This window comes from Micromonospora sp. BQ11, from assembly GCF_052068135.1.
Taxonomy (GTDB): domain Bacteria; phylum Actinomycetota; class Actinomycetes; order Mycobacteriales; family Micromonosporaceae; genus Micromonospora.
On the sequence record NZ_JBQHDB010000008.1, the window covers coordinates 104,856 to 124,145 of the forward strand.

General features: G+C 72.4%; 16 protein-coding genes and 1 pseudogene. 14 read left to right on the plus strand and 3 right to left on the minus strand.

The window, feature by feature from the left end:
- Positions 1-10: 10 nt before the first annotated feature.
- The 3 genes from ACTMSW_RS18570 to ACTMSW_RS18580 all read left to right on the plus strand — a co-directional run bounded on the left by ACTMSW_RS18570 (position 11) and on the right by ACTMSW_RS18580 (position 1,816).
- Positions 11-487 (plus strand): STAS domain-containing protein, encoded by a 477-nt coding sequence (locus ACTMSW_RS18570; RefSeq protein ID WP_441181881.1) that lies wholly within the window; start codon positions 11-13, stop codon positions 485-487.
- A gap of 248 nt (positions 488-735) precedes the next feature.
- Positions 736-1,362, plus strand: a complete 627-nt coding sequence (locus ACTMSW_RS18575; protein WP_441181882.1) for a hypothetical protein — start codon at positions 736-738, stop codon at positions 1,360-1,362.
- Between the two features lie 121 nt (positions 1,363-1,483).
- Entirely contained in the window at positions 1,484-1,816 is a 333-nt protein-coding gene (locus ACTMSW_RS18580) for an STAS domain-containing protein (protein ID WP_441181883.1), read from the plus strand.
- Here ACTMSW_RS18580 and ACTMSW_RS18585 read toward each other — a convergent pair.
- From ACTMSW_RS18585 to ACTMSW_RS18595, 3 genes are all read right to left on the minus strand, one after another.
- Positions 1,761-2,306, minus strand: a complete 546-nt coding sequence (locus ACTMSW_RS18585) for an ATP-binding protein (RefSeq protein WP_441181884.1) — start codon at positions 2,304-2,306, stop codon at positions 1,761-1,763. The two genes, ACTMSW_RS18580 and ACTMSW_RS18585, sit on opposite strands and share 56 nt — an antisense overlap.
- Positions 2,307-2,700: 394 nt before the next feature.
- Complete coding sequence (locus ACTMSW_RS18590; RefSeq protein ID WP_441181885.1) at positions 2,701-4,485, minus strand: ABC transporter ATP-binding protein; 1,785 nt, start codon at positions 4,483-4,485, stop codon at positions 2,701-2,703.
- Positions 4,482-6,155 carry an ABC transporter ATP-binding protein gene (locus ACTMSW_RS18595; RefSeq protein WP_441182037.1) on the minus strand — a complete coding sequence of 558 codons (1,674 nt, stop codon included), beginning with the start codon at positions 6,153-6,155 and terminating at the stop codon, positions 4,482-4,484. Before ACTMSW_RS18595 ends, ACTMSW_RS18590 begins: the two co-directional genes overlap by 4 nt.
- Positions 6,156-6,342: 187 nt before the next feature.
- On the opposite strand from ACTMSW_RS18595, the pseudogene ACTMSW_RS18600 reads away from it, so the two are divergent.
- From ACTMSW_RS18600 to ACTMSW_RS18650, 11 genes and pseudogenes are all read left to right on the plus strand, one after another.
- Positions 6,343-7,016 (plus strand): annotated as a pseudogene (locus ACTMSW_RS18600) (cytidylate kinase family protein).
- 153 nt (positions 7,017-7,169) lie between these two features.
- Positions 7,170-8,108 carry a nucleotide-binding protein gene (locus tag ACTMSW_RS18605; protein WP_441181886.1) on the plus strand — a complete coding sequence of 313 codons (939 nt, stop codon included), beginning with the start codon at positions 7,170-7,172 and terminating at the stop codon, positions 8,106-8,108.
- A 129-nt stretch (positions 8,109-8,237) separates the two neighbouring features.
- A complete protein-coding gene (locus ACTMSW_RS18610) occupies positions 8,238-9,782 on the plus strand; it encodes a Y4yA family PLP-dependent enzyme (RefSeq protein WP_441181887.1) in 1,545 nt (514 codons plus the stop codon).
- On the plus strand, positions 9,779-11,125 hold the full coding sequence (locus ACTMSW_RS18615; protein WP_441181888.1) for a pyridoxal-phosphate dependent enzyme: 1,347 nt from the start codon (positions 9,779-9,781) through the stop codon (positions 11,123-11,125). Before ACTMSW_RS18610 ends, ACTMSW_RS18615 begins: the two co-directional genes overlap by 4 nt.
- A complete protein-coding gene (locus ACTMSW_RS18620; protein ID WP_441181889.1) occupies positions 11,125-12,363 on the plus strand; it encodes an aminotransferase class V-fold PLP-dependent enzyme in 1,239 nt (412 codons plus the stop codon). Before ACTMSW_RS18615 ends, ACTMSW_RS18620 begins: the two co-directional genes overlap by 1 nt.
- Before the next feature lie 9 nt (positions 12,364-12,372).
- Positions 12,373-13,683: an ATP-grasp domain-containing protein gene (locus tag ACTMSW_RS18625; RefSeq protein WP_441181890.1), complete on the plus strand. Its 1,311-nt coding sequence runs from the start codon at positions 12,373-12,375 to the stop codon at positions 13,681-13,683.
- Positions 13,680-14,939 carry an ATP-grasp domain-containing protein gene (locus ACTMSW_RS18630; RefSeq protein ID WP_441181891.1) on the plus strand — a complete coding sequence of 420 codons (1,260 nt, stop codon included), beginning with the start codon at positions 13,680-13,682 and terminating at the stop codon, positions 14,937-14,939. The genes ACTMSW_RS18625 and ACTMSW_RS18630 overlap by 4 nt, the downstream gene beginning before the upstream one ends.
- Entirely contained in the window at positions 14,936-16,237 is a 1,302-nt protein-coding gene (locus ACTMSW_RS18635; RefSeq protein ID WP_441181892.1) for an MFS transporter, read from the plus strand. Before ACTMSW_RS18630 ends, ACTMSW_RS18635 begins: the two co-directional genes overlap by 4 nt.
- A gap of 22 nt (positions 16,238-16,259) precedes the next feature.
- The gene (locus tag ACTMSW_RS18640; RefSeq protein WP_441181893.1) at positions 16,260-17,405 is read left to right on the plus strand and encodes an ABC transporter substrate-binding protein; all 1,146 of its coding nucleotides are present in this window, start codon (positions 16,260-16,262) and stop codon (positions 17,403-17,405) included.
- Positions 17,402-18,511: a FecCD family ABC transporter permease gene (locus ACTMSW_RS18645; RefSeq protein WP_441181894.1), complete on the plus strand. Its 1,110-nt coding sequence runs from the start codon at positions 17,402-17,404 to the stop codon at positions 18,509-18,511. The genes ACTMSW_RS18640 and ACTMSW_RS18645 overlap by 4 nt, the downstream gene beginning before the upstream one ends.
- A complete protein-coding gene (locus ACTMSW_RS18650; protein ID WP_441181895.1) occupies positions 18,508-19,275 on the plus strand; it encodes an ABC transporter ATP-binding protein in 768 nt (255 codons plus the stop codon). The genes ACTMSW_RS18645 and ACTMSW_RS18650 overlap by 4 nt, the downstream gene beginning before the upstream one ends.
- The last annotated feature ends 15 nt before the right edge of the window (positions 19,276-19,290 follow it).

Below are 19,290 nucleotides of genomic sequence, written 5' to 3' on the forward strand. Positions count from 1 at the left end.
GGAGGCGCGCATGTCAACCCTCGAACAGCCCACCCGGCCCCAGGCGCGACCCGCCAAGCCGATCATGGCACTGGCCCTGGACAGCGAAGGACCGGCGGCCCTCATCACCGTGCGCGGCGAGGTCGACATGAGCACCGCTCACCTCATCGCTGAGCTCGCCGAACACGCGATCACCCGACGTCCCGCACGTCTCGTCCTCGACCTGTCCCGGGTGACCTTCTTCAGCGCCCACGGCATCAGTGTGCTGCTCCAGACCCACGACGCCGCCTCCAGCGCCGGAGTTCCGCTGGCCCTGCACGATCCCGCCCCCTGCGTCACCCACCTGCTGACGGCGACCGGCACCCCGATGGCCTGGGACGTCAGTACGTCCACCCCGACCCCGGGTCGTGACGGGGCGGCTCGGATCGGCCGGCTCTCGCCGCGCCCTTGTCGATGGGCGACGGACACCCTGTGGCAGGAAGGGCGGCAACACCCGCAGACGGCATGACTGCCGCGACAACGGCGATCACCCACGACCGGATACGGCCGGGTGAGGATCCGAGCCGAGGGGACGGTCCCCTGACTGACTGATCGGTCAGCCATTGCGTCGATTCACACCGCGCGTCGAGATTGCTCTATACCATCGCGACAGACCACAAAACACCTCTTAACAGCCCGTGGTTGTCTCCTGACGGTCGGTCATCCGGCCGTCATCGTGTCTCACCACCTCTCGACGTCGCGACGAGGAGATACGCAGTGGATGTTGACCGCGGCACCTCGATCATTCGCCGCACGGTCGGCCAGACCATCTCCACCCTGAGCCGAGACCCCGACGCCCCACCGGCGCTCACCGACCACGCCCAAGCCGTTGGCGCGCTGCTCAACGACATGATCACCTGCGCCCTGACCGGCGACACCTGGCCCGGACCCCTCGTGCTCGTGTCCCTGTGCCGGACCCTGGACATCGACCGCGCGGGGCTGGACCTGCTCGCGCACCACACCCTCACCGCACTGCTCGCGCAGCAGCCCGGCCCGGAGGCCCTGGTCCGCACCGGAGCCACCTTCGCCGCCGCGACCTGCCACCTACCCGACACGGGTGACGCACACCGACGGCCGCCTCGCCCCCGGCCGGCCCGACCGGCCACCGCTCGACCGGAGTCACACCTGCCCATGCCGCCCACCTGGGCCTGTAGCGGCTGCGCCCGCGAATGGCCCTGCGCCAGCAAACAGAGTCAACTCCTCGCGGAGTTCGGCGGAACCGGGCCCGCGCTCGGCATCTACCTCGGTTCCTGCTTCAGCGCAGCCCTGTTCGACCTGCCCTGGGCCGACAAGGAGCACCTGCGAACCCGCTTCCTCGGCTGGCTGCCGCGAGAACACCTCTGAGTCGTGTCGGCCGGCGCAGCGCACTCGGTCGCCGCGGTGGCGGATCCATCGATCGGGGGGCGACGCTCCCACCTGGGTCAAGCCATGCGCCCTCGCATCCAGAACGAGAGGCTGGCACGTGATGACCCCTCCACCAGCAACCGACACCCGCCATGGCCGCGACATACGTGTCGTCCGTCCCATCGGTGAGATCGACCTCGAGACGGCTCCCGCACTGGGGGTGGCACTGGCCGCGGCCGTCCAGCGACACCCTCGGGTCTGCTGTGATCTGAGCGGGGTCTCCTTCTGCTGCGCGGCCGGGGTGAACGTCCTGCTCGAGGCGGCCTACGCGGCGGCCCGCGCCGGACACCACCTCCACGTCTGCGGTGCCCGTGGGCTGACCGCGCGGGTCCTGCACATCACCGGCGCCGACGGCGTCCTGTCCGGAAGCGCGCGACGGACAGGACCCGAGTAGGCGCCACCGACCGCTCGGGCGACGGCCCCCTGTCCCGGTCAGGTCCGAGACGCGCCCAACGCTGCGCCGCGATGAGCGCCACCTCGCACCACACCACCTTCCCCGGCGGCCAAGGCGTGCAACCTGACGCCCTGGCCAGGGTGTCGACCAGCCACAGCCCTCGACCCCCGACGGCTTCGAAGTCCGAACGGGGAAGCACCGGCAGCACCGGGTTGGAGTCCGACACCTCCACCCGCACCCGATGGTCGTCGACGTCGAGTTGCAGGCACAGCGGTGGCTGGCCGTGCCGTACGGCGTTGGCGATCAACTCACTGGTCAGCAGCGCCACCGTGTCGGAGACCTGGTACGGCACGTTCCACCGGCGCAGGTGCTCGGCCACGAACCGGCGGGCCTCGGCACACGCGGTGGCGGCCGTGGCGAGGTGCGGCAGGACCGCGATACGCGTATCGGCGTCGGGCCGGGACGTCAGATCAGGGACGTCGTGCGTCACGTCCGGGTCCAGAGGCAACCGCCAGCAGGGGGGCGTCATGCCTCGCGACGCCCGACCCGCCGCCGCCAGCCGACGGCGCACCCGGCTCGGTGTGGCGCCGGCCGTTCGACGCGACCACACCGCGTTCCACTCGCCGCTTGCGCGCACCGCGTCCCGCGGCCGTGCTGGCAGCACACCCATACCACCACCGCGGCCTGGACCAGCCCTGAAGGCCGACCCGTACGCCTGCGCCGCTACACCCTCGTCGACGACGTGCCTCCGAACCCGACGCGGTCGGCAGCCGGAAGTCGCACGCAGCTCGAGGCGTGACAGGTCGGCCTCACATGATGCGTGACAGTGCGACGGTGGGGTCAGCGACGTCCGATCCACCGACCGGCCACCGGTCGGTGCGTGATCATCCGTGCCAGGAGCGCCAGAGGGCGGCGTAGGCGCCATCGGCGCGAACGAGGTCGTCGTGGCTGCCCAGTTCGGTGATCCGGCCGTCTTCGAGAACGGCCACCCGATCGGCGTCGTGCGCGGTGTTGAGACGGTGCGCGATGGCGATGACGGTACGCCCGGTCACGACGGCGGCGAGCGCCCGCTCGGTGCGCCGGGCGGTTGTCGGGTCGAGCGCGGCGGTCGCCTCGTCGAGGATCAGCGTGTGCGGGTCGGCGAGCACGAGCCGTGCGAGGGCGAGCTGCTGGGCGTCGGCGGCACCGAGTTCGCGGGCGCCGTCGCCGAGTTGCGTGTCGAGGCCGTCGGGCAGGTCGGTGTACCAGTCGGCGCCCACGGCTGCCAGTGCGGAGCGCATCTGGTCGTCGGACGCGCCGGACGCGGCGAAGGCGAGGTTGTCGCGCAGCGAGCCGATGAAGACGTGGTGCTCCTGCGTGACGAGGGCGATCCGGCGGCGCCGTTCGGCCGGGGCCAGGTCGGTGACCGGGCGGCCGCCGAGGCTCACCACACCCTCGCGCGGCGGGTCGATTCCGGCGAGCAGCCGGGCGAGGGTCGATTTCCCGGCACCCGAAGGGCCGACGACGGCGAGACGTTCGCCCGGGTGCACCTCGAGGTCGATCCCGTGCAGCACGTCGGGGCCGTCGGCGTACGAGAAACGCGCGCCGCGCACCACGAGATGCTCCCCCGACGGCAGGAACGCCGTGCCGCGCGGTCCCGGTATCCCGACCGTCGCCGGGGCGGTCGTGACGGGGCCGGACCCGTTCTCCGGTTCGGTCTTCTGGCCGACGCCGAGCACGCGGGCGAACGAGGCGAGGCCGCGCTGCGCCTGCTCCATCCACTGCAGCACCCGGTCCAGGGGATCGACTGCCTGCTGGAGGTAGAGCGCGGCGGCGACCACCTCACCGAGGGTCACCATGCCTCGGGGCAGGATGAACCCGCCGACGAGCAGCACCGCGGCGATCGGCAGCGCGTAGCTCGCCTCCACCACGGGGAAGAAGATCGAGCGGAGGGCCAGGGTCGCCCGGCGGGTCGCCCACACCTGGGCGATGCGCTGTGTGCCGTACGCGACGCGATCGGCGCCGAGGCGGAGCGCTTCGACGGTGCGGGCGCCCTCCGCGGTCGTGGTCAGCGCCTCGGTGAGCTCGGCGGTCGCGGCTCCCTCGGCGAGGTACGCCGGCCTGGCGCGACGCAGGTACCAGCGGGTGACCGCGACGATCGACGGTAGCCCGGTCAGGGCGACCAGGCCGAGCAGCGGGTGCAGCAGGAAGATGGCGCCGAAGAGAAGCGACAGTTGTGTCGAGGCGATGACGACGACCGGCACCACCTCGCGGACGGTGGTCCCGACGGTCGTCACGTCGACCGAGCTGCGGGTGGCAAGCTCCCCGGTGCCGGCGCGCTCGACGAGCGAGACCGGCAGGTCGAGCGTCCGCGAGACGAACTCCTCGCGCAGTCGGGCGACGGCACGCTCGCCGAATCGGTGGCCGGCGTACTGCGCGTACCGGGAGAGCAGCCCGTGGGCCAGCACGCAGACGCCGATCGCGAGCGCCAGGCGGTCCACCGCCGCCGCCCCCGCACCGGCGGCGACCTCGTCCACGATCCGGCCCAGCAACCAGGGTGCGGCGAGCCCGGCGATCGCGGCGGCGCTGTGCAGCGCCAGCACGACGGCGACCGCGCGACGGTCCCGGGCGATCAGGTCCCGTGCGGCTCGGCGGACGACGGCCCGGTCCGCGACGGGAAGCCCGGTCATCGCAGCGCCCCGTCGATGCCGACGGGTTCCTGGTCGTCGCCGGAGTCACTGCGCCGGGACACCAGCGCCCGGTAGCTCGGGTCCTGGTCGAGGAGCTCGACGTGGGTGCCGGTCCCGGCGATCCGGCCTTCGCGCAGGTGCGCGACCGTGTCGGCGCACCCGAGCAGCAGTGGCGACGTCGTCAGCACGATCGTGGTCCGCCCGGCCCGCGCCGCCCGGAGTCGCTGCGCGATGCGCGCCTCGGTGTGCGCGTCCACGGCCGACGTCGGGTCGATGAGGACCAGCACGTCCGGCTCGGCGAGCAGGGCCCGGGCGAGTCGGATCCGTTGGCGCTGGCCGCCGGAGAGGGTCCGGGCCCGGGTGCCGATCGGTGTGGCGAGCCCGTCCGACAGGGCGTCGACGACATCCTCGGCCGACGCCGTGCTCAGCGCCGCTCTGATGTCGGCCTCGCCGATGCCCGCCCGGGTATGCAGAATCTCCCGCAGCGTCCCGGCGAAGAGGTACGAGTCGTGGTCGGCGACGAGGATCCGGGCCCGTACCTCGTCGAGCGCGACGCCGGCCAGCGGTACGCCGCCCCAGGCGACCTCGCTGGCGACGAACCGCCCGAGGCGGTCGGCCAGCGCGACGGCCTCGGCCGGGTCGTCGGCGGCGACGGCGAGCAGCCGCCCGGCGGGTACCGTCAGCCCGGTCGCCGGGTCGTGCAGGTCGGCGGAATGATCCGGCGCGGGCCGCGCTTCCACCCCACCGGCTTGCAGGGGCGACGCGGCATCGTCCGGGGTCAGGTTGAGCAGGGCGACGATCCGGCGAGCGGCGACCCGGCCCCGGATCACCTGGTAGGCACCCTCGAGCAGGAACCAGACCGGCACGATGAGGACGGCCACATACCCGTAGACGGCGACCATCTGCCCGATCGTGATGTCGCCGGCCGCCGCCATCCGCGCCGCCAACCACACCACGGCGGCCAGGAAGAGACCCGGGACGACGATCGCCAGCGCCTCGATCCAGCTGTTCACGGCACCGACCCGGTATCCCTCGGCCAGCAGTTTCTGCGAGCGGTCCGCGTACCGGCGGGCGAACAGGCCGCGCCCACCGACCCCGGCGAGCACGCGCAGCCCGGCCACGATGTCTCCGGCGCGGGTGGTGAGGACGCCCTGCTGCTGCCGGTAGACCGACTCCACCCGTTCGAGCCGGCGCAGCAGAGGTCCCACGACCATCACCGTCGCGGGCACGCCGAGCAGCACGATCAGCGCCAGGAGCGGGGAGACCGACCACAGCACGACGGCGACGAACGTGTACGCGAGGACCGCGCCCACACCCGGCCCGGTCATCGTCAGCACCGCCGACGTGTGCGTGACGTCGGCGCCGCCGACGGTGGCGACCTCACCGGCGGCGAGCTTGCGCGGCAGCACGGCGCCGATCCGGGACAGCTGACGCAGCAGGACGGCCGCGGAGCGGGCCGACGCATCCTCCCGGACGAACGTCATGGTGCGGTGGCGCAGGATGCCCAGGTACGCCAGCCCCACACCCGCGACGAGGATCGCGGCCACCCACCACGACAGCGCCCGGCGATCGGACACGCGCAGCCCGTCGTCGATGGCACGGGCGACGAGGTACGGCCGGACCGACAGCCCGAGCATCCACGCCGTACCGATCAGGCTGCCGCGCAGCACCCGCCACGGCTGGCAGCGGACCAGCCACCAGATGTACCAGGTCGGCCCCCTCGTATCCGGCACGCCGGGCTCGGGATGAGGGAGCTGCGGGGGCACCCGTCCAGGTTATCGATCAGGCTCGCGAGGTATCGATGCATTTCCGGTCGGCTCGACGCGGCACCCTTCTCGGAACAGGACGGGACAGGACATGGACCACGGCACCCGCAACGAGGTGCTCGGCCGCCTGGCCGAGGCGGTCGGGGCCACGACGGTCGCACACCCGACGCGGGTAGCCATCGACGGACCGCCCGCCGCCGGCAAGACCACCCTCGCCGACGAGCTGGCTGTCGTCCTGCGCGACCAGGGCCGCGACGTCATCCGTGCGACGATCGACGACTTCCTCCTTCCCGTGCACGGCGCTATCGGCGCGGCGAGTACTCGGCCGAAGGCTGCTACTTCGACACCCACGACCACGACGCGCTGAACCGGGTTCTGCTCGATCCGCTCGGCCCGGGCGGCGATCGACGCTTCCAACGCGCGGTCTACGACCGGACAACGGACACGGCGCTGTCCCCGCCGGTCACGACCGCCCCCGCCGACGCCGTGCTGGTCTTCGACGGCGTGTTCCTGATGCGCCCGGAGCTGATCGACCGATGGGATCTGCGCATCTTCGTGTCGACCGCGCTCGAGAAGACAGTCGATCGTGCCGTGCTCCGAGAACGCCGGGTGTCCTCCCGGGCCGACGTCGAACGGCGCTGGCGCGAGCGTTACATCCCCTCCCAGCGGTTCTACTTCGCCACGGTCCGCCCGACCGATCAGGTCGACATCATCGTGCACAACGACGAGCCCCGGCAGCCGACCTGGGAGACCCGACCACACTGACCGCAGGCGATCCGTCAGTCGTGGGCTGGACCGTCCGCACACGATCGCCGGTGCGGCGGTGGACCCGCCCATCGCCCGGACCGGCACAAAACTTCCCACCCCGTCGGTGCGTCGCGCTTGTGACCGGGGCGGCACTCGCCTACCTTAATGAAAATGAGAGTCGCTTTTACTGGCAAGGGCGGCAGCGGGAAGAGCACCCTCGCCGCGCTGTTCGTCGGGTACCTGCGCGCCACCGGGCAGCGGGTGCTCGCCGTGGACGCCGACGTCAACGTCCACCTCGCGCCCCTGCTCGGCGTCCAGGTCGGTCCGGAGGCCGCCTTGTCGCATCCGGACAACGCCCGCCAGGTCCGACGGCATTTGCTCGGCACCAATCCGCGGATCGGGGGCGTCGACAAGTTCGTGCCGACCACCCCGCCCGGCCCGGGTTCGCGGTTGGTGGCGCTGGACGCCGACGACCCCGTCCTGGCCCGTCACGCATCGTCGCTCGATGCGCGTACGCACGTGCTGCACGTCGGCACGTACGAGCCGGACGACATCGGCGCGGGGTGCTACCACGGCCACCTGGCCATCCTGGAGAACCTGCTGTCGCACCTGCGGCTGGGCGCCGGCGACTGGGTGGTCTGCGACATGGTCGCCGGCACCGACGCCTTCGCCAACTCGCTGCACGCGCAGTTCGACGTGATCGTGGTGGTCGCCGAGCCGACCCCGGAGTCGGTTTCGGTGGCCACCCGGTACCGCGAGTTGGCGACCGCGGCGGGGGTGGCGGACGTGCTGGCGGTGGTGGGCAACAAGGTGACCGACGAGATCGACCGGGACTACCTCGTCCGGGAACTCGGCGGTGAGCCGCTGGCGGTGCTGTCCAGCCAGGCCGGTCTGCGCCGGGCGCGGCAGGCCGGTGCCTGCCCACGCCTCGACGACCTCGACGACGTCGCCCCGTTGGAACGGATCGCCCGGCACACGCAAGCCCGACCCATGGCCTCCGAGCGACGGGAGGCCCTGCTCCGCACGCTGCACCTACGACTGGCCGAGCAGAGCTGGGTCCGCAGCGCGTACGGCGACGTCACCACGCAACTCGGTCACGCCGTCTCCTGACCCTCCCCGGTGGACCGATGGGTGGCCGTCGATCGCGCCGCCCATCGGGAACGGGACACACGAAATCAGAGCCGCGGTCTACAGTCGGAAACGATTATCGTTCCGCTCTGTGATCGGAGGGATGTGTCGATGGATTCCCCCTTGTACCTACGCCCACGGGTGGATGGCCGCCTGCGGGACCTGCTGGCGCAACCGGCTCTGCTGCACGACCTCGTCCGTGCGCTGGGCTCACCGCTCAACGTCGTCCTGCCGGACCGGATCGCCGACAACGTCACGGCGTTCAGGGGCGTGCACCGGCGCCACCACCTGCGCGGTGAGGTGTTCTTCGCCCACAAGGCCAACCGCTCCTCCGCCCTGTTGCGCCGGCTGGCGGCGACGCCGGCCGGCATCGACGTGGCGAGCGTGGGAGAGCTTCAGCACGCGTTGGGTGCCGGCTTCACCCCGCGGCGGGTGATGGCCACCGGCCCCAAGACCCGAGAGTTCCTGTGGCTCGCCGCCCGGTGCGGCATCACCGTGAACCTCGACTCGGCCGGTGAGCTCGACGACCTCGTCGACCTCGTCCGCCGACACGAGCTCCCGGCGGTACGCGTCCTGGCGCGGCTGTCGGCGTTCACGTCGGCGGGAGCGACCGTCCTGGCCCGACCGAGTCGGTTCGGCACACCGATGGCCGAGGTCGACGGCCTGCTGGCCCGCCTGGCCGCGGCCCGTGACGCGGTCGAGCTGGTCGGCGTCGCGTACCACCTGGACACCATCGGGCTGACCGAGAAGGCGACCGCTCTGGAGGCATGCCTGACCGTGCTCGCCGCGGCTCACCGGTACGACCTGCATCCTCGGGTGGTCGACATCGGCGGCGGCTTCGGTGTGGACTACCTCGCCGACGGCGCACAGTGGGAGCGCTGGACGAGCGAGCTGGCTCGGGCGGTGCTCGGGCGGCGTCCGGAGCTGACCTGGGGCGGCCACGGCTACGGATGGCGCGCCGAGGCCGGCACCCTCCGCGGCGCGCTGGGCCTCTACCCGGCGCACCGCCCGTCGGCCGGCCACCGCTACCTGGAGGAACTGCTCGCCACCAGCGCCGTCGGCCTGGGCGGGCGGACCCTCGCCACCCTGCTGCAGGAGCACCTCTACGACCTGTGGGTCGAGCCGGGCCGCGCGCTGGTCGACCAGTGCGGTGTCGTGCTGGCCCGGGTGCTGGAGGTGCGCCCGAGTGCCGCCGGCTGCCATCTCGTCCGGCTCGACCTCAACGCCGGTGACGTCAGCCTGGAGGAGCACGGCGTGATGATGGACCCGATCCTGCTGCCGGCAAGGGCGTCCGTTCCCCCCGCCACCGGGTCGGACGGCCATCCGGTCTACCTGCTGGGCAACCTCTGCCTGGAGGCCGACCTGATCACCCGGCGCGCGGTGTTCCTGCCCACCCTGCCCCAGGCCGGCGACGTGCTGGCCTTCGCCAACACCGCCGGCTACTTCATGGACTTCAGCGCTGATCACGCCCTGCACCAGCCGGTCGCCCGCATGGTGGCCGCCTGGCAGGACGCCGGGGTCTGGCGCTGGTGTCTGGACGAGGAGTACTGGCCGCTCGACGCCGGACGACGATCGTCCGCCCACGAGCAGGACCCCGGCGCCACGACGGCCCGGCCCATCCCCAGCCCCCGCCTTCAGGAGATCGCCGCCGCATGAGATACGACAGCATCACCGACGCGATCGGCAACACCCCACTGGTCCGCATCGACCCGAGTGTGCACGGCCTGGTGCACGTCGACCTCTACGCCAAGCTGGAGCTGCTCAACCCGTTCGGCTCCGTCAAGGACCGAGCGGCCTGGGCGATGGCCGGCCCCCGACTCGCCGAAGCCCGCGACACCGGCGCGACCGTCGTCGAGTTGTCCAGCGGCAACACCGCCAAGGCCCTGGCGGTGATCGCCGGCATGCACGGGCTGCCGTTCACCAGCATCACCAACCGGATGAAGGTTCCCGAGATCAAGGACCTGCTGCTCCTGCTCGGTGCCACGATCGAGGAGCTGCCGGGTCAGGCGGAGTGCCTCGACCCGACGAACACGGAGGACCCGCTCACCCGCATCCACCGCACGATCAGCGAGTCCGGCTCGGCCTACCTGCACACCGACCAGTACTACAACCCCCGCAACACGCAGGCGCACGTCTACGGCACCGGCCCGGAGATCGTCAAGGACCTCGACGGACGCGTGCCGGACTACTTCGTCGCCTGCGTCGGCACCGCCGGGTCGTCCACCGGTGTCGCCCGGGTGCTCCGCGAACACGACCCGTCGGTCACCGTCGTCGGCCTGGTCGCCGCCAAGTCCGACTTCATCCCCGGCATCCGCAACATCGACGAGGTCAACGAGGTGGGTCTGTTCGACCCGGACACGTACGACACCATCGAGTCGGTGTCCGCCGACGAGGCGATCGACGGTCTGCTCGCGCTCAACCGCCGGTGCGGGGTGCTGGCCGGGCCGACCGGCGGTGGCGCGTACACCGGGGCCGTGCGGTACCTGCGGCAGGTCGACGCCGAGCTGGCCGCGGAGGCCGCGGCCGGTCGGACGCCCGGCCGACGCAGCGCCGTGTTCATCGTCTGCGACCGGGTGGAGAGCTACCTCAGCTACGTCCGCCGCCGGCGACCGGAGCTGTTGAACCAGCCCGCACGGGTCGGCGCCGTCTCCACCGTCACCGACGACGAGGCGGACGCGGCTCGCACCCTGGACGTGGCAGCCGCGCGGCAGTGGATCACGCAGGCGCAGCCCCTCGTGGTCGACCTGCGGGGCACCTTCGCCTACACCACGGCGCACATCGAGGGCTCGGTCAACATCGTCGACGAGCTCTTCGAGGAACTGCTGCGCGGTGGCCTGCCGGTCGACCGGGACCGACCGCTGCTGCTGGCCTGCCCGGTGGGCGAGAAGTCCCGCCGGTACGCGGCCCTGCTGACCAGGATGGGACACACCGATGCCCGCAGCCTCGACGGTGGGGTGGTGGCCTGGCGCGACGCCGGCGCTCCCCTGGTGCGGACCTGATGGCCGCCCCGCCCGACTCTCCGGACCAGACGCTCGCCGAGCTGGCCGACTGGCAGCGCGGTGTGCGGGCCCAGTTTCCCATCCTGGCCGCGAGCGACGAGGCGTACCTGGACAGCGCCGCCACCGCCCAGAAGCCACAGGCGGTGCTCGACGCCGTGCAGCGCTACCTGGTCGGGGAGAACGCCAACGCCGGCCGTGGCACCTACCGCTGGGCCAACCGGACCACGGCCCTGCTCCACCGGTGCCACACCCGGGTCCGGGACCTGATCCACGACCCCGATCCGGATCGGTCCGACGTGCACCTGGTCAGCGGCACCACCGAGGCCCTGCGCCGGGTGGCCCTCGACTGGCTGGTCGACACCCTCACCGACGGTGACGAGATCGTCGTCCCGGCCGGCGACCACCTGGCCAACGTGACCCCCTGGCAGGAGGCACGCGACGCCGCGGCCCGCCGCGGCGTGACCGTACGCCTGGTGGAGATGCCGTACGAGCCGTCGGGCGACTACGACGTCGCCGCTCTCGCCGCGCGGGTGGGCGAGCGGACCCGGTTCGTGGCGGTCACCCACGTCCACCACGTCTACGGGGTGGACATGAACGTGCACCGGATCCGCCGGCTGGTCGGGGACGACGTGGTGATCTGCCTGGACGCCGCGCAGAGCGTCGGGCACCTCCCGGTGTCGATGACCGACCTGGATGTGGACTTCCTGGCGTTCTCCGGGCACAAGGCGATGGCGCTGCCCGGCATCGGCGTGCTCTGGGCGCGTAATGTGCGCGGTCCCCGCTACGAGCACCGCGGATGGCAGGGCAGCCCGCACACGGTCGGGGCGGTGAGCCTCGCGGCGGCGGTGGACTGGCTCGAGGAGACCGACGTCGAGCGGATCGCCCGCTGGACGGTGGCCCTCGGCGCCCGGCTCACCGACGGGTTGAGCAGGCTGCCCGACCTCCGCGTGCTGGGCTGCCAGGACAGCCTCACCCGGGACTCGACCGTGCAGCGGCGGCACGGGTTGGTCACCCTCCGCCACCCGGGCATCGACGCCACCGACCTCGGTTTCGTCCTGGCCGAGCACGGCCTCATGGTGCGTGCCAACGCCCACTGCCAGGGGCCGGCGGGGGAACGCGAGAGCTCCGTCCGGGTCAGCCTGCACGCCTACAACACGGTCGAGGAGGTCGACCGGCTCCTCGACGTCCTCGACCGGCTGCATTCGTCCCTGGCCACCTCCGCCATGTCCTACCTCTGAGGAGCGCCTGTGAATCCGCCTGCGCCACGTCCATCCGCGACGGCCGGCACCCGCACCGTGGTGATGGTCGACGTGTACGCGCCGACGATGCGGTTGGCACGTGCCTTCGTCGACGCCGGCTGCGCCGTCGTCCGGCTCCGCAGCACGCCGGAGATCCCCAGCGTGTACCAGGGGCATGCCGACCCCGCGGACGAGGCGCTGTTCACCGACACCGTCGTCCACCACGGTGACGTCACGCTGACCGCCAAGGCGGTCGCCGAGCACAGCCCGATCGCCGTGGTGACCGGCGGTGAGCTGGGCGTGGAGCTGGCCGACCGGCTGAGCGAGGAGCTGGGTCTCACCAGCAACGGCACAGCCGGCAGCGCGGCCCGGCGCGACAAGTACCGGCAGGTCGAGGCCGTACGGGCCGCCGGGCTGCCCACCGCCCGACAGTTGCTCGTCACCGACCCCGACGAACTGGCCGACTGGCACCGGGCGCTGGGCAGCCGGGTGGTGGTCAAACCGGTGCGCAGCGCCGGCAACGACGGAGTGGCGTTCTGCGACACGCCTGAGGAGTCGGTCGCCGCGTACCGGGCGGTGGCGGGGGCGTGCAACATCTTCTCGCTGCGCAACGAGGCCGTGGTCGCGCAGGAGTACCTCGCCGGCACCGAGTACGTGGTGAACACCGTGAGCCGGGACGGCCGGCACCGGCCGACCGACGTGTGGCGCTACACCAAGATATCCGCCAACGGCGTCCGCGACCGGATCAGCGGCGCGGTGCTGGTGTCGCCGGCCGCCCCCGAGCGGGACGTCCTCGTCCGGTACGCCGCCGACGTCCTCGACGCGCTCGACGTGCGGCACGGCCCCGCACACCACGAGATCATGCTCACCGCCGACGGGCCCCGTCTCGTCGAGGTCGGCGTACGGCTGTGCGGCGCGGACACCGCCGCCCAGGCGCTGCTCGCCCTCGGCGAGTCCCAGGTGGAACGGACGGTCCAGGCGTACCTGGACCCGGCCGGGTTCCTCACCGACGTCGACGCGCCACAGCAGATCCACCGGCACGTGGCCATGGCCTTCCTCACCTCCCCGGTCACCGGCGTCCTGCGCGGCTACCCGCTGCTGGACCACGTCCGCCGTCTGGAGAGCCTGCACGAGATCCACATCGGGGTGCATCCCGGCCAGCACCTTCCGTTGACCGTGGACGACACCACCGAGCCCATGATGATCGTGCTGGCCCACCCGCGCCCCGAGGTGGTGGAGCGCGACCTCGCCTCGGTCGGCTGGCTCGACGGGCACGGGTTCTACGACCTGGAGCCCGAGGCGTTCGGGGTGGTGGCGTGAGCGCGACGGGAGTGTCCCGCCCGCACGTGGTGGTGCTGCACCGGTGGCGGGACGCGTACGCGCACTACGACCGGTACCTCGACCACGACGCGTTCGCGGTCAGCTACGTCACCACCGAGGTCGGCGCGGCCGGCGTGCCGGCTCAGGCCGCCGCCGTCGCGGTGGTCGACGCGACCGACGACGTCGAGCGGGTCGGCGCCCGGATCGACGAACTCGCCGCCCGGTTCGGTGAGCCTGCCGCGGTGGTCGCGCTCAAGGAGGACGACCTGGTCCCCGCGGCCGTCCTCGCCGCCCGACGGGGGTGCTTCGGGCGTACCGTCCGGGAGCTGACGCCGTTCCGCGACAAGCTGGTCATGGCCCGGACGGTCAGCGCGGCCGGCATCCCGGTACCGGCGACCGCGCCGGCACCAGACCCGGCGGCGGTCCGGGAGCACGCCGCCCGGCACGGCTGGCCGGTCGTGGTCAAGCCGCGCACCGGAAGCTCCAGCGCGGGGGTACGGCTGATCGCCGGCCCGGACGAGGCGGCCGACCTCGGTCGGGACGCGATGCGGCTGGTCCAGGCGTACGAACCGGACCCGATCCACCATGTCGACGGTGTGTTCGACGGCGCGACGCTCGGCCCGTGGCGGCTGTCGGCGTACCTGGACACCTGTCTCGCGTTCCGCGACGGCCGGGCGCTCGGCTCCGTCGAGCAGGACGACCCCACCCTGATCGCCGCTGTCGGCGTGTTCACCACGTCGGTGCTGCGCGCACTCACCGACCGGCCCACCGTGTTCCACCTGGAGCTGTTCCTCGGCCGCGCCGAGGACGGCTCGCCCCGCTGCACGTTCCTGGAGTGCGGGGCGCGGGTGGGTGGTGCCGAGATTCCCTTCGTGTGGCGCGACGTGCACGGCTACGACCTGATGGAAGCCGCGTTCCGGATCGCCCTGGGGCGCGAACCGCAGGACCCACCCCCGGCCGCCCACCGGACGGAGGTGGGCGGGTGGCTGCTCGTCCCCGCTCCCGCCGGACGGCCCTGTCGCATCGAGGAGGCCACGTCGATGATCGATCGGAACCCGGGCCCGTACGCCGAGGTGGTCCCCCGCGTCGGGGACGTGCTGCCGGCGGCGGACGCCTACTACGAGCACGTGGGTGCGCGCTACCGGTTCCGGGGCACGGACAGCACCGCCGTACGCGCGGCCGTGCTGGCCACCGCCCGCGACGCCCGCGTCACCGGGCGAACGGTGACCGACCTGGTCACCGGGAGCCCCCGGTGAGCGGCGGCGCCCGCTACGCGCAGCTGTGGCGGGTACCGGGAGCGCCGATGCTGCTCGTCGGCGGGGTGGTCGCCCGGCTCGGCCAGGGCGTCACCGTCCTCGCCTGGATCCTGCTGGTCCGCGAGAGCACCGGCTCGTTCGCCGACGCCGCCCTGGTCGCGGCGTCGGTGTCGCTGGCCACCGCCGCCACCGCGCCGGTCGGCGGTCGACTCGCCGACCGCTTCGGAGCGAACCGGATCCTGCCGCTGTACGGCGCGGCCTACGCCACGGCCCAGCTCGTGCTGCTGGCGGCGACACTGACCGGGCAACCGGTGCCGCTGCTCTGCGCTCTCGCGGCACTGTCGGGGGCGGTCTTCCCGGCCACCAGTCCCGCCCTGCGCGCGGCGTGGACGGTGCTCACCGGTGACGGCACCGGCCGCGAGAACGTCCGCAGCACCGCGATGGCGGCCGAGTCGACGTTGTTCGAGCTGGTCTTCGTCGTCGGCCCGCTGCTGCTGTCCGCGGCGATGCTGATCGCCGGGCCACTCGCCGAACTCACCGGCTCCCGTCCCGGCATCGTCGGTCCGACCGCCGCGATCGTCCTGGCGGCGCTCTGCGCCGGGGGCGGCACGGCCGTGCTCGCGCGCGGCCGGGCGATGCGTGAACTGCGCCCACACACCGGCGCCCCGACCCGGGGACTCGGACCGCTGAGGGCACCGCGCATGCCGGCGTTGCTGTTCTGCGCCGCCGGGGTGGCCTTCTCCTTCGGCGCGTCGCCGGTGGCGGTGGCCGCGTTCGCCACCGAGAACGACGGCGACCGCGCCGAGGCGGTCACCGGCGTGCTGATCGCCGTCTGGAGTCTGGGCAGCGCCGCCGCCGGCCTCTGGTACGGCGCCCGTAGCTGGCAGACGCCGCTCACGAGGCAGCTGACCTGGCTCCTGGCGGGGCTGTCGGCCGGGTACGCCGCCTGGGCGTTGTCGCCGAACAGCGTGGTGCTGGGGGCGGTGCTGCTGCTCAGCGGCGCGGTGATCGCCCCGGCGATGACCGTGCAGGCCGGGTTGATGGCCCGCGTCGCGCCGGCGTCGATGCTGACCGAGGCGTACACCTGGCTGACCACCGTCAACCTGTCCCTGGCCGCGCTCGGTGCCGCGGTGACCGGCGTGGTCGTCGACGGTCCGACCGGAGCGGTCGGTGGCTTCCTGGCCTGCGCGGCCGCCGCAGCCGCGGCGGCGGTGCTGGCCGCCTGGCCGGGGGTGCTCGCCCCGCGGCGTCCCCGTGCTGCCGTCGACCAACCGCCGGACCCCGTGCGGGTCCCCTGACCCTCCGCTGCGAAGGATTTCGATGAATTCTCCGGGCCACCCGCACCGACGCTCGCTCGCCGGGCTGCTGACCCTCGCGCTGGCTCTCACGCTCGCGAGCTGCGCCGCCGACACCGCCGGCACCTCCGCCGCGCCGCCGGCCACGCCGATAACCATCACCGACCACTGGAAACGCACCGTGCAGGTGCCGGCAGACCCACGCCGCGTCGTCGTGCTCGAGTGGGAAGGACTGGTGACCAAGTCCATGCGGATCCTCGGTGTCGAGGACCGCCTGGTCGGCGTCGACACCGCCACGAAGAAGATGGGCTACCGCGCCAAGCTCGTGCCCACCATCGACCGGGCCGAGGCGCTCGGCTCAGCCTGGAGCGGCATCAACTACGAGCGGCTCGCCGGACTGCGCGCCGACGTGGTCATCCTGGAGGCGTGGGTGGCCAGCCAGGAGAACCGGGCCATGCACCAGGAGGCGATCGACCGGATCGAATCCCTCGGTGTACCGGTGGTGGTCCTCATCTCACCGTCCAACTTCGACCGTCCCGACATCCGGACCGCCTGGGAGCACATCACCATCACCGGTCAGGTGTTCGGCCGGCAGGCCGAGGCCGCAAAGCTCGTCGAGCGGCTCCAGGCCGGGCTCGACAAGGTCACCACGCGGACCCGGGACATTCCCGCGTCCGAGCGCACCCCCGTGGCCTACTTCGCCACGATCAACAACGTGATGGGGACGAAGAGCATCCAGTCCTACCTGCTCACCGAGATCGTCGGTGCCCGCAACGTCGCCGGAGCGGGCACCTTCGTCACCATCTCGGAAGAGAAACTGCTCGCCCTCGACCCGGACGCGATGGTCGTCGCCGGCCACGAGGGCTACCTGGACCCGTCCCTGATCTACACCGGTCGGCACGCCGGCCTGAACTGGGCCAACCTCGCCGAGATGCGGGCGATCAAGGACAAGCGCCTGGTGGCACTCGGCTACGACGAGTGGCGGGCCACCGTGGAGACCCCGATCGCCCTGCTGAAGATCGCCAAGCTGGCGTACCCGGACCGGTTCGCCGACGTCGACGTCGCCGCCGAGGAGGTCGCCTTCTACCGCGAGGTGTACGGCATGGACGAACAGCGGGCCCGGGACGCGATCGAGGCACAGAAGTACGCCGGAGACCTGGAGGTCAAGTGATCCCGTCCACTCCTCGTGCCCTCCCCCCGGCGACCGGCACGCCGGCCCGGGGAGAGGGCGCCGGCGGCACCCCCCTCACCGTCCCCGCTCCGCGCGGCGATCGGGCCCGGGTCCTGCTGCTGGTGATCACCGCGGCGCTCGTCGCCGTCGTCGCGGTGGTCTCCGTGATGGTCGGCTCGTACGTCATTCCGGTCGGCGACGTCGTGCACGTGCTCGCCGCCCGGGTCGGGCTCGCCGACGAGGGCAACAGCCTCCACGACTCGGTCGTGTGGGACCTGCGGCTGCCCCGGGTGCTGCTGGCCGGTGCAGTCGGCGCCGCACTGGCCTGCAGCGGCGCGGCCTACCAGGGCACCTTCCGCAATCCGCTGGTGGAGCCGTTCATCCTCGGCGTCAGTGCCGGCGCGGCGTTCGGCGCGGGCATCTCGGTGATGGTGGACGTCCCGCTGTCGCTGCAGGCGATGGCGTTCCTCTTCGGCATGGTCGCGGTCTGGCTCACCTACGGCCTGTCCCGCGTACGCGGCGAACGACCCACCGTCACCCTCATCCTCGCCGGCGTGGTGGTCGGCTCCTTCTTCTCCGCGATCTTCTCGCTGTTCCAGTACGTCGGCACCGACGAGCAACTCCGCCGCCTCGTCTTCTGGATCATGGGCGGCTTCTATCGGGCCACCTGGGCGGACGTCGCCGTCGTCGTGCCGGCCAGCGTGCTCGGTTGCCTGGTGCTGTGGCGCTTCGGCTGGCGGCTGAACATCCTCAGTCTCGGCGACGACGAGGCCCGTTCCCTCGGTGTGAACCCGGAGCCGCTGCGCCGGCGGGTGATCGTCCTCGCCACCGCGCTGACCGCGCTGGCGGTGTCCGTCTCCGGGATCATCGCCTGGGTGGGGCTGCTCATCCCGCACGCGGCCCGGCTGCTCGTGGGCCCGGACCACCGCTTCGTCATTCCGCTGTCCGCCACTCTGGGCGCGGTCTTCGTGATGGTCTGCGACGACGTCGCCCGTACCGTCCACTCCGGTGAGGTGCCGATCAGCATCATCACCGCGACCCTCGGTGGGCCGTACCTCGTCTACCTGCTCCGCACCCGGTCCACGTTCCTGGGCGCGCAGTCGTGAGTCTCCGAATACGGGGACTGACCTTCGGCTACGGCGCGCGGCCGGTCCTCGACGGCATCGACCTCGATGTGAACCCCGGTGAGCTGTGCGCGCTGTTCGGGCCGAACGGCAGCGGCAAGTCGACCCTCTACCGCTGCATCCTGGGGCACCTGCGGTACGGGGGCACGGTGACTCTCGACGGCACGGACCTGGGTCGACTCCGTCCCGCCGACGTCGCCCGCCGGGTGTCGTACGTGCCGCAGCAGCACAGCAATCCCTTTCCGTTCACCGTCCTGGACATGGTGCTCATGGGACGTACGCCGCACCTGGGTGGGGTGTTCGGCCCCCGGCAGCGCGACGTCGAAGCGTGCGAGCGCGTGCTCGCGCAGGTGGGGCTCTCCGACGAGCGGGACCGGTACTACCACACCCTCAGCGGTGGGCAGCGCCAGCTCGTGCTGATCGCCCGTGCCCTGGCGCAGGACTGCGACGTGCTGCTGCTGGACGAACCCACCGCCAGCCTCGACTTCGGCAACCAGTTGTTCGTGTGGCGTACCGTGCGCGACCTGGCGCGCGCCGGACGGGCGGTGCTGGTCTGCACCCACGAGCCCAACCACGTGCTGTGGTTCTGCGATCGTGCGGTGGCGTTGGGCCGGGAGGGCCGGCTCCTCGCCGACGGCGCGGCCCGGCAGGTGGTCACCACCGACCTGGTGACCACCCTCTACCCCTCGATCGGCGTCCTCGCCACCGGTACCAGCACCAGCACGATCGCTCCGGTGGACGTCTGACGGCCGCAGTCGACC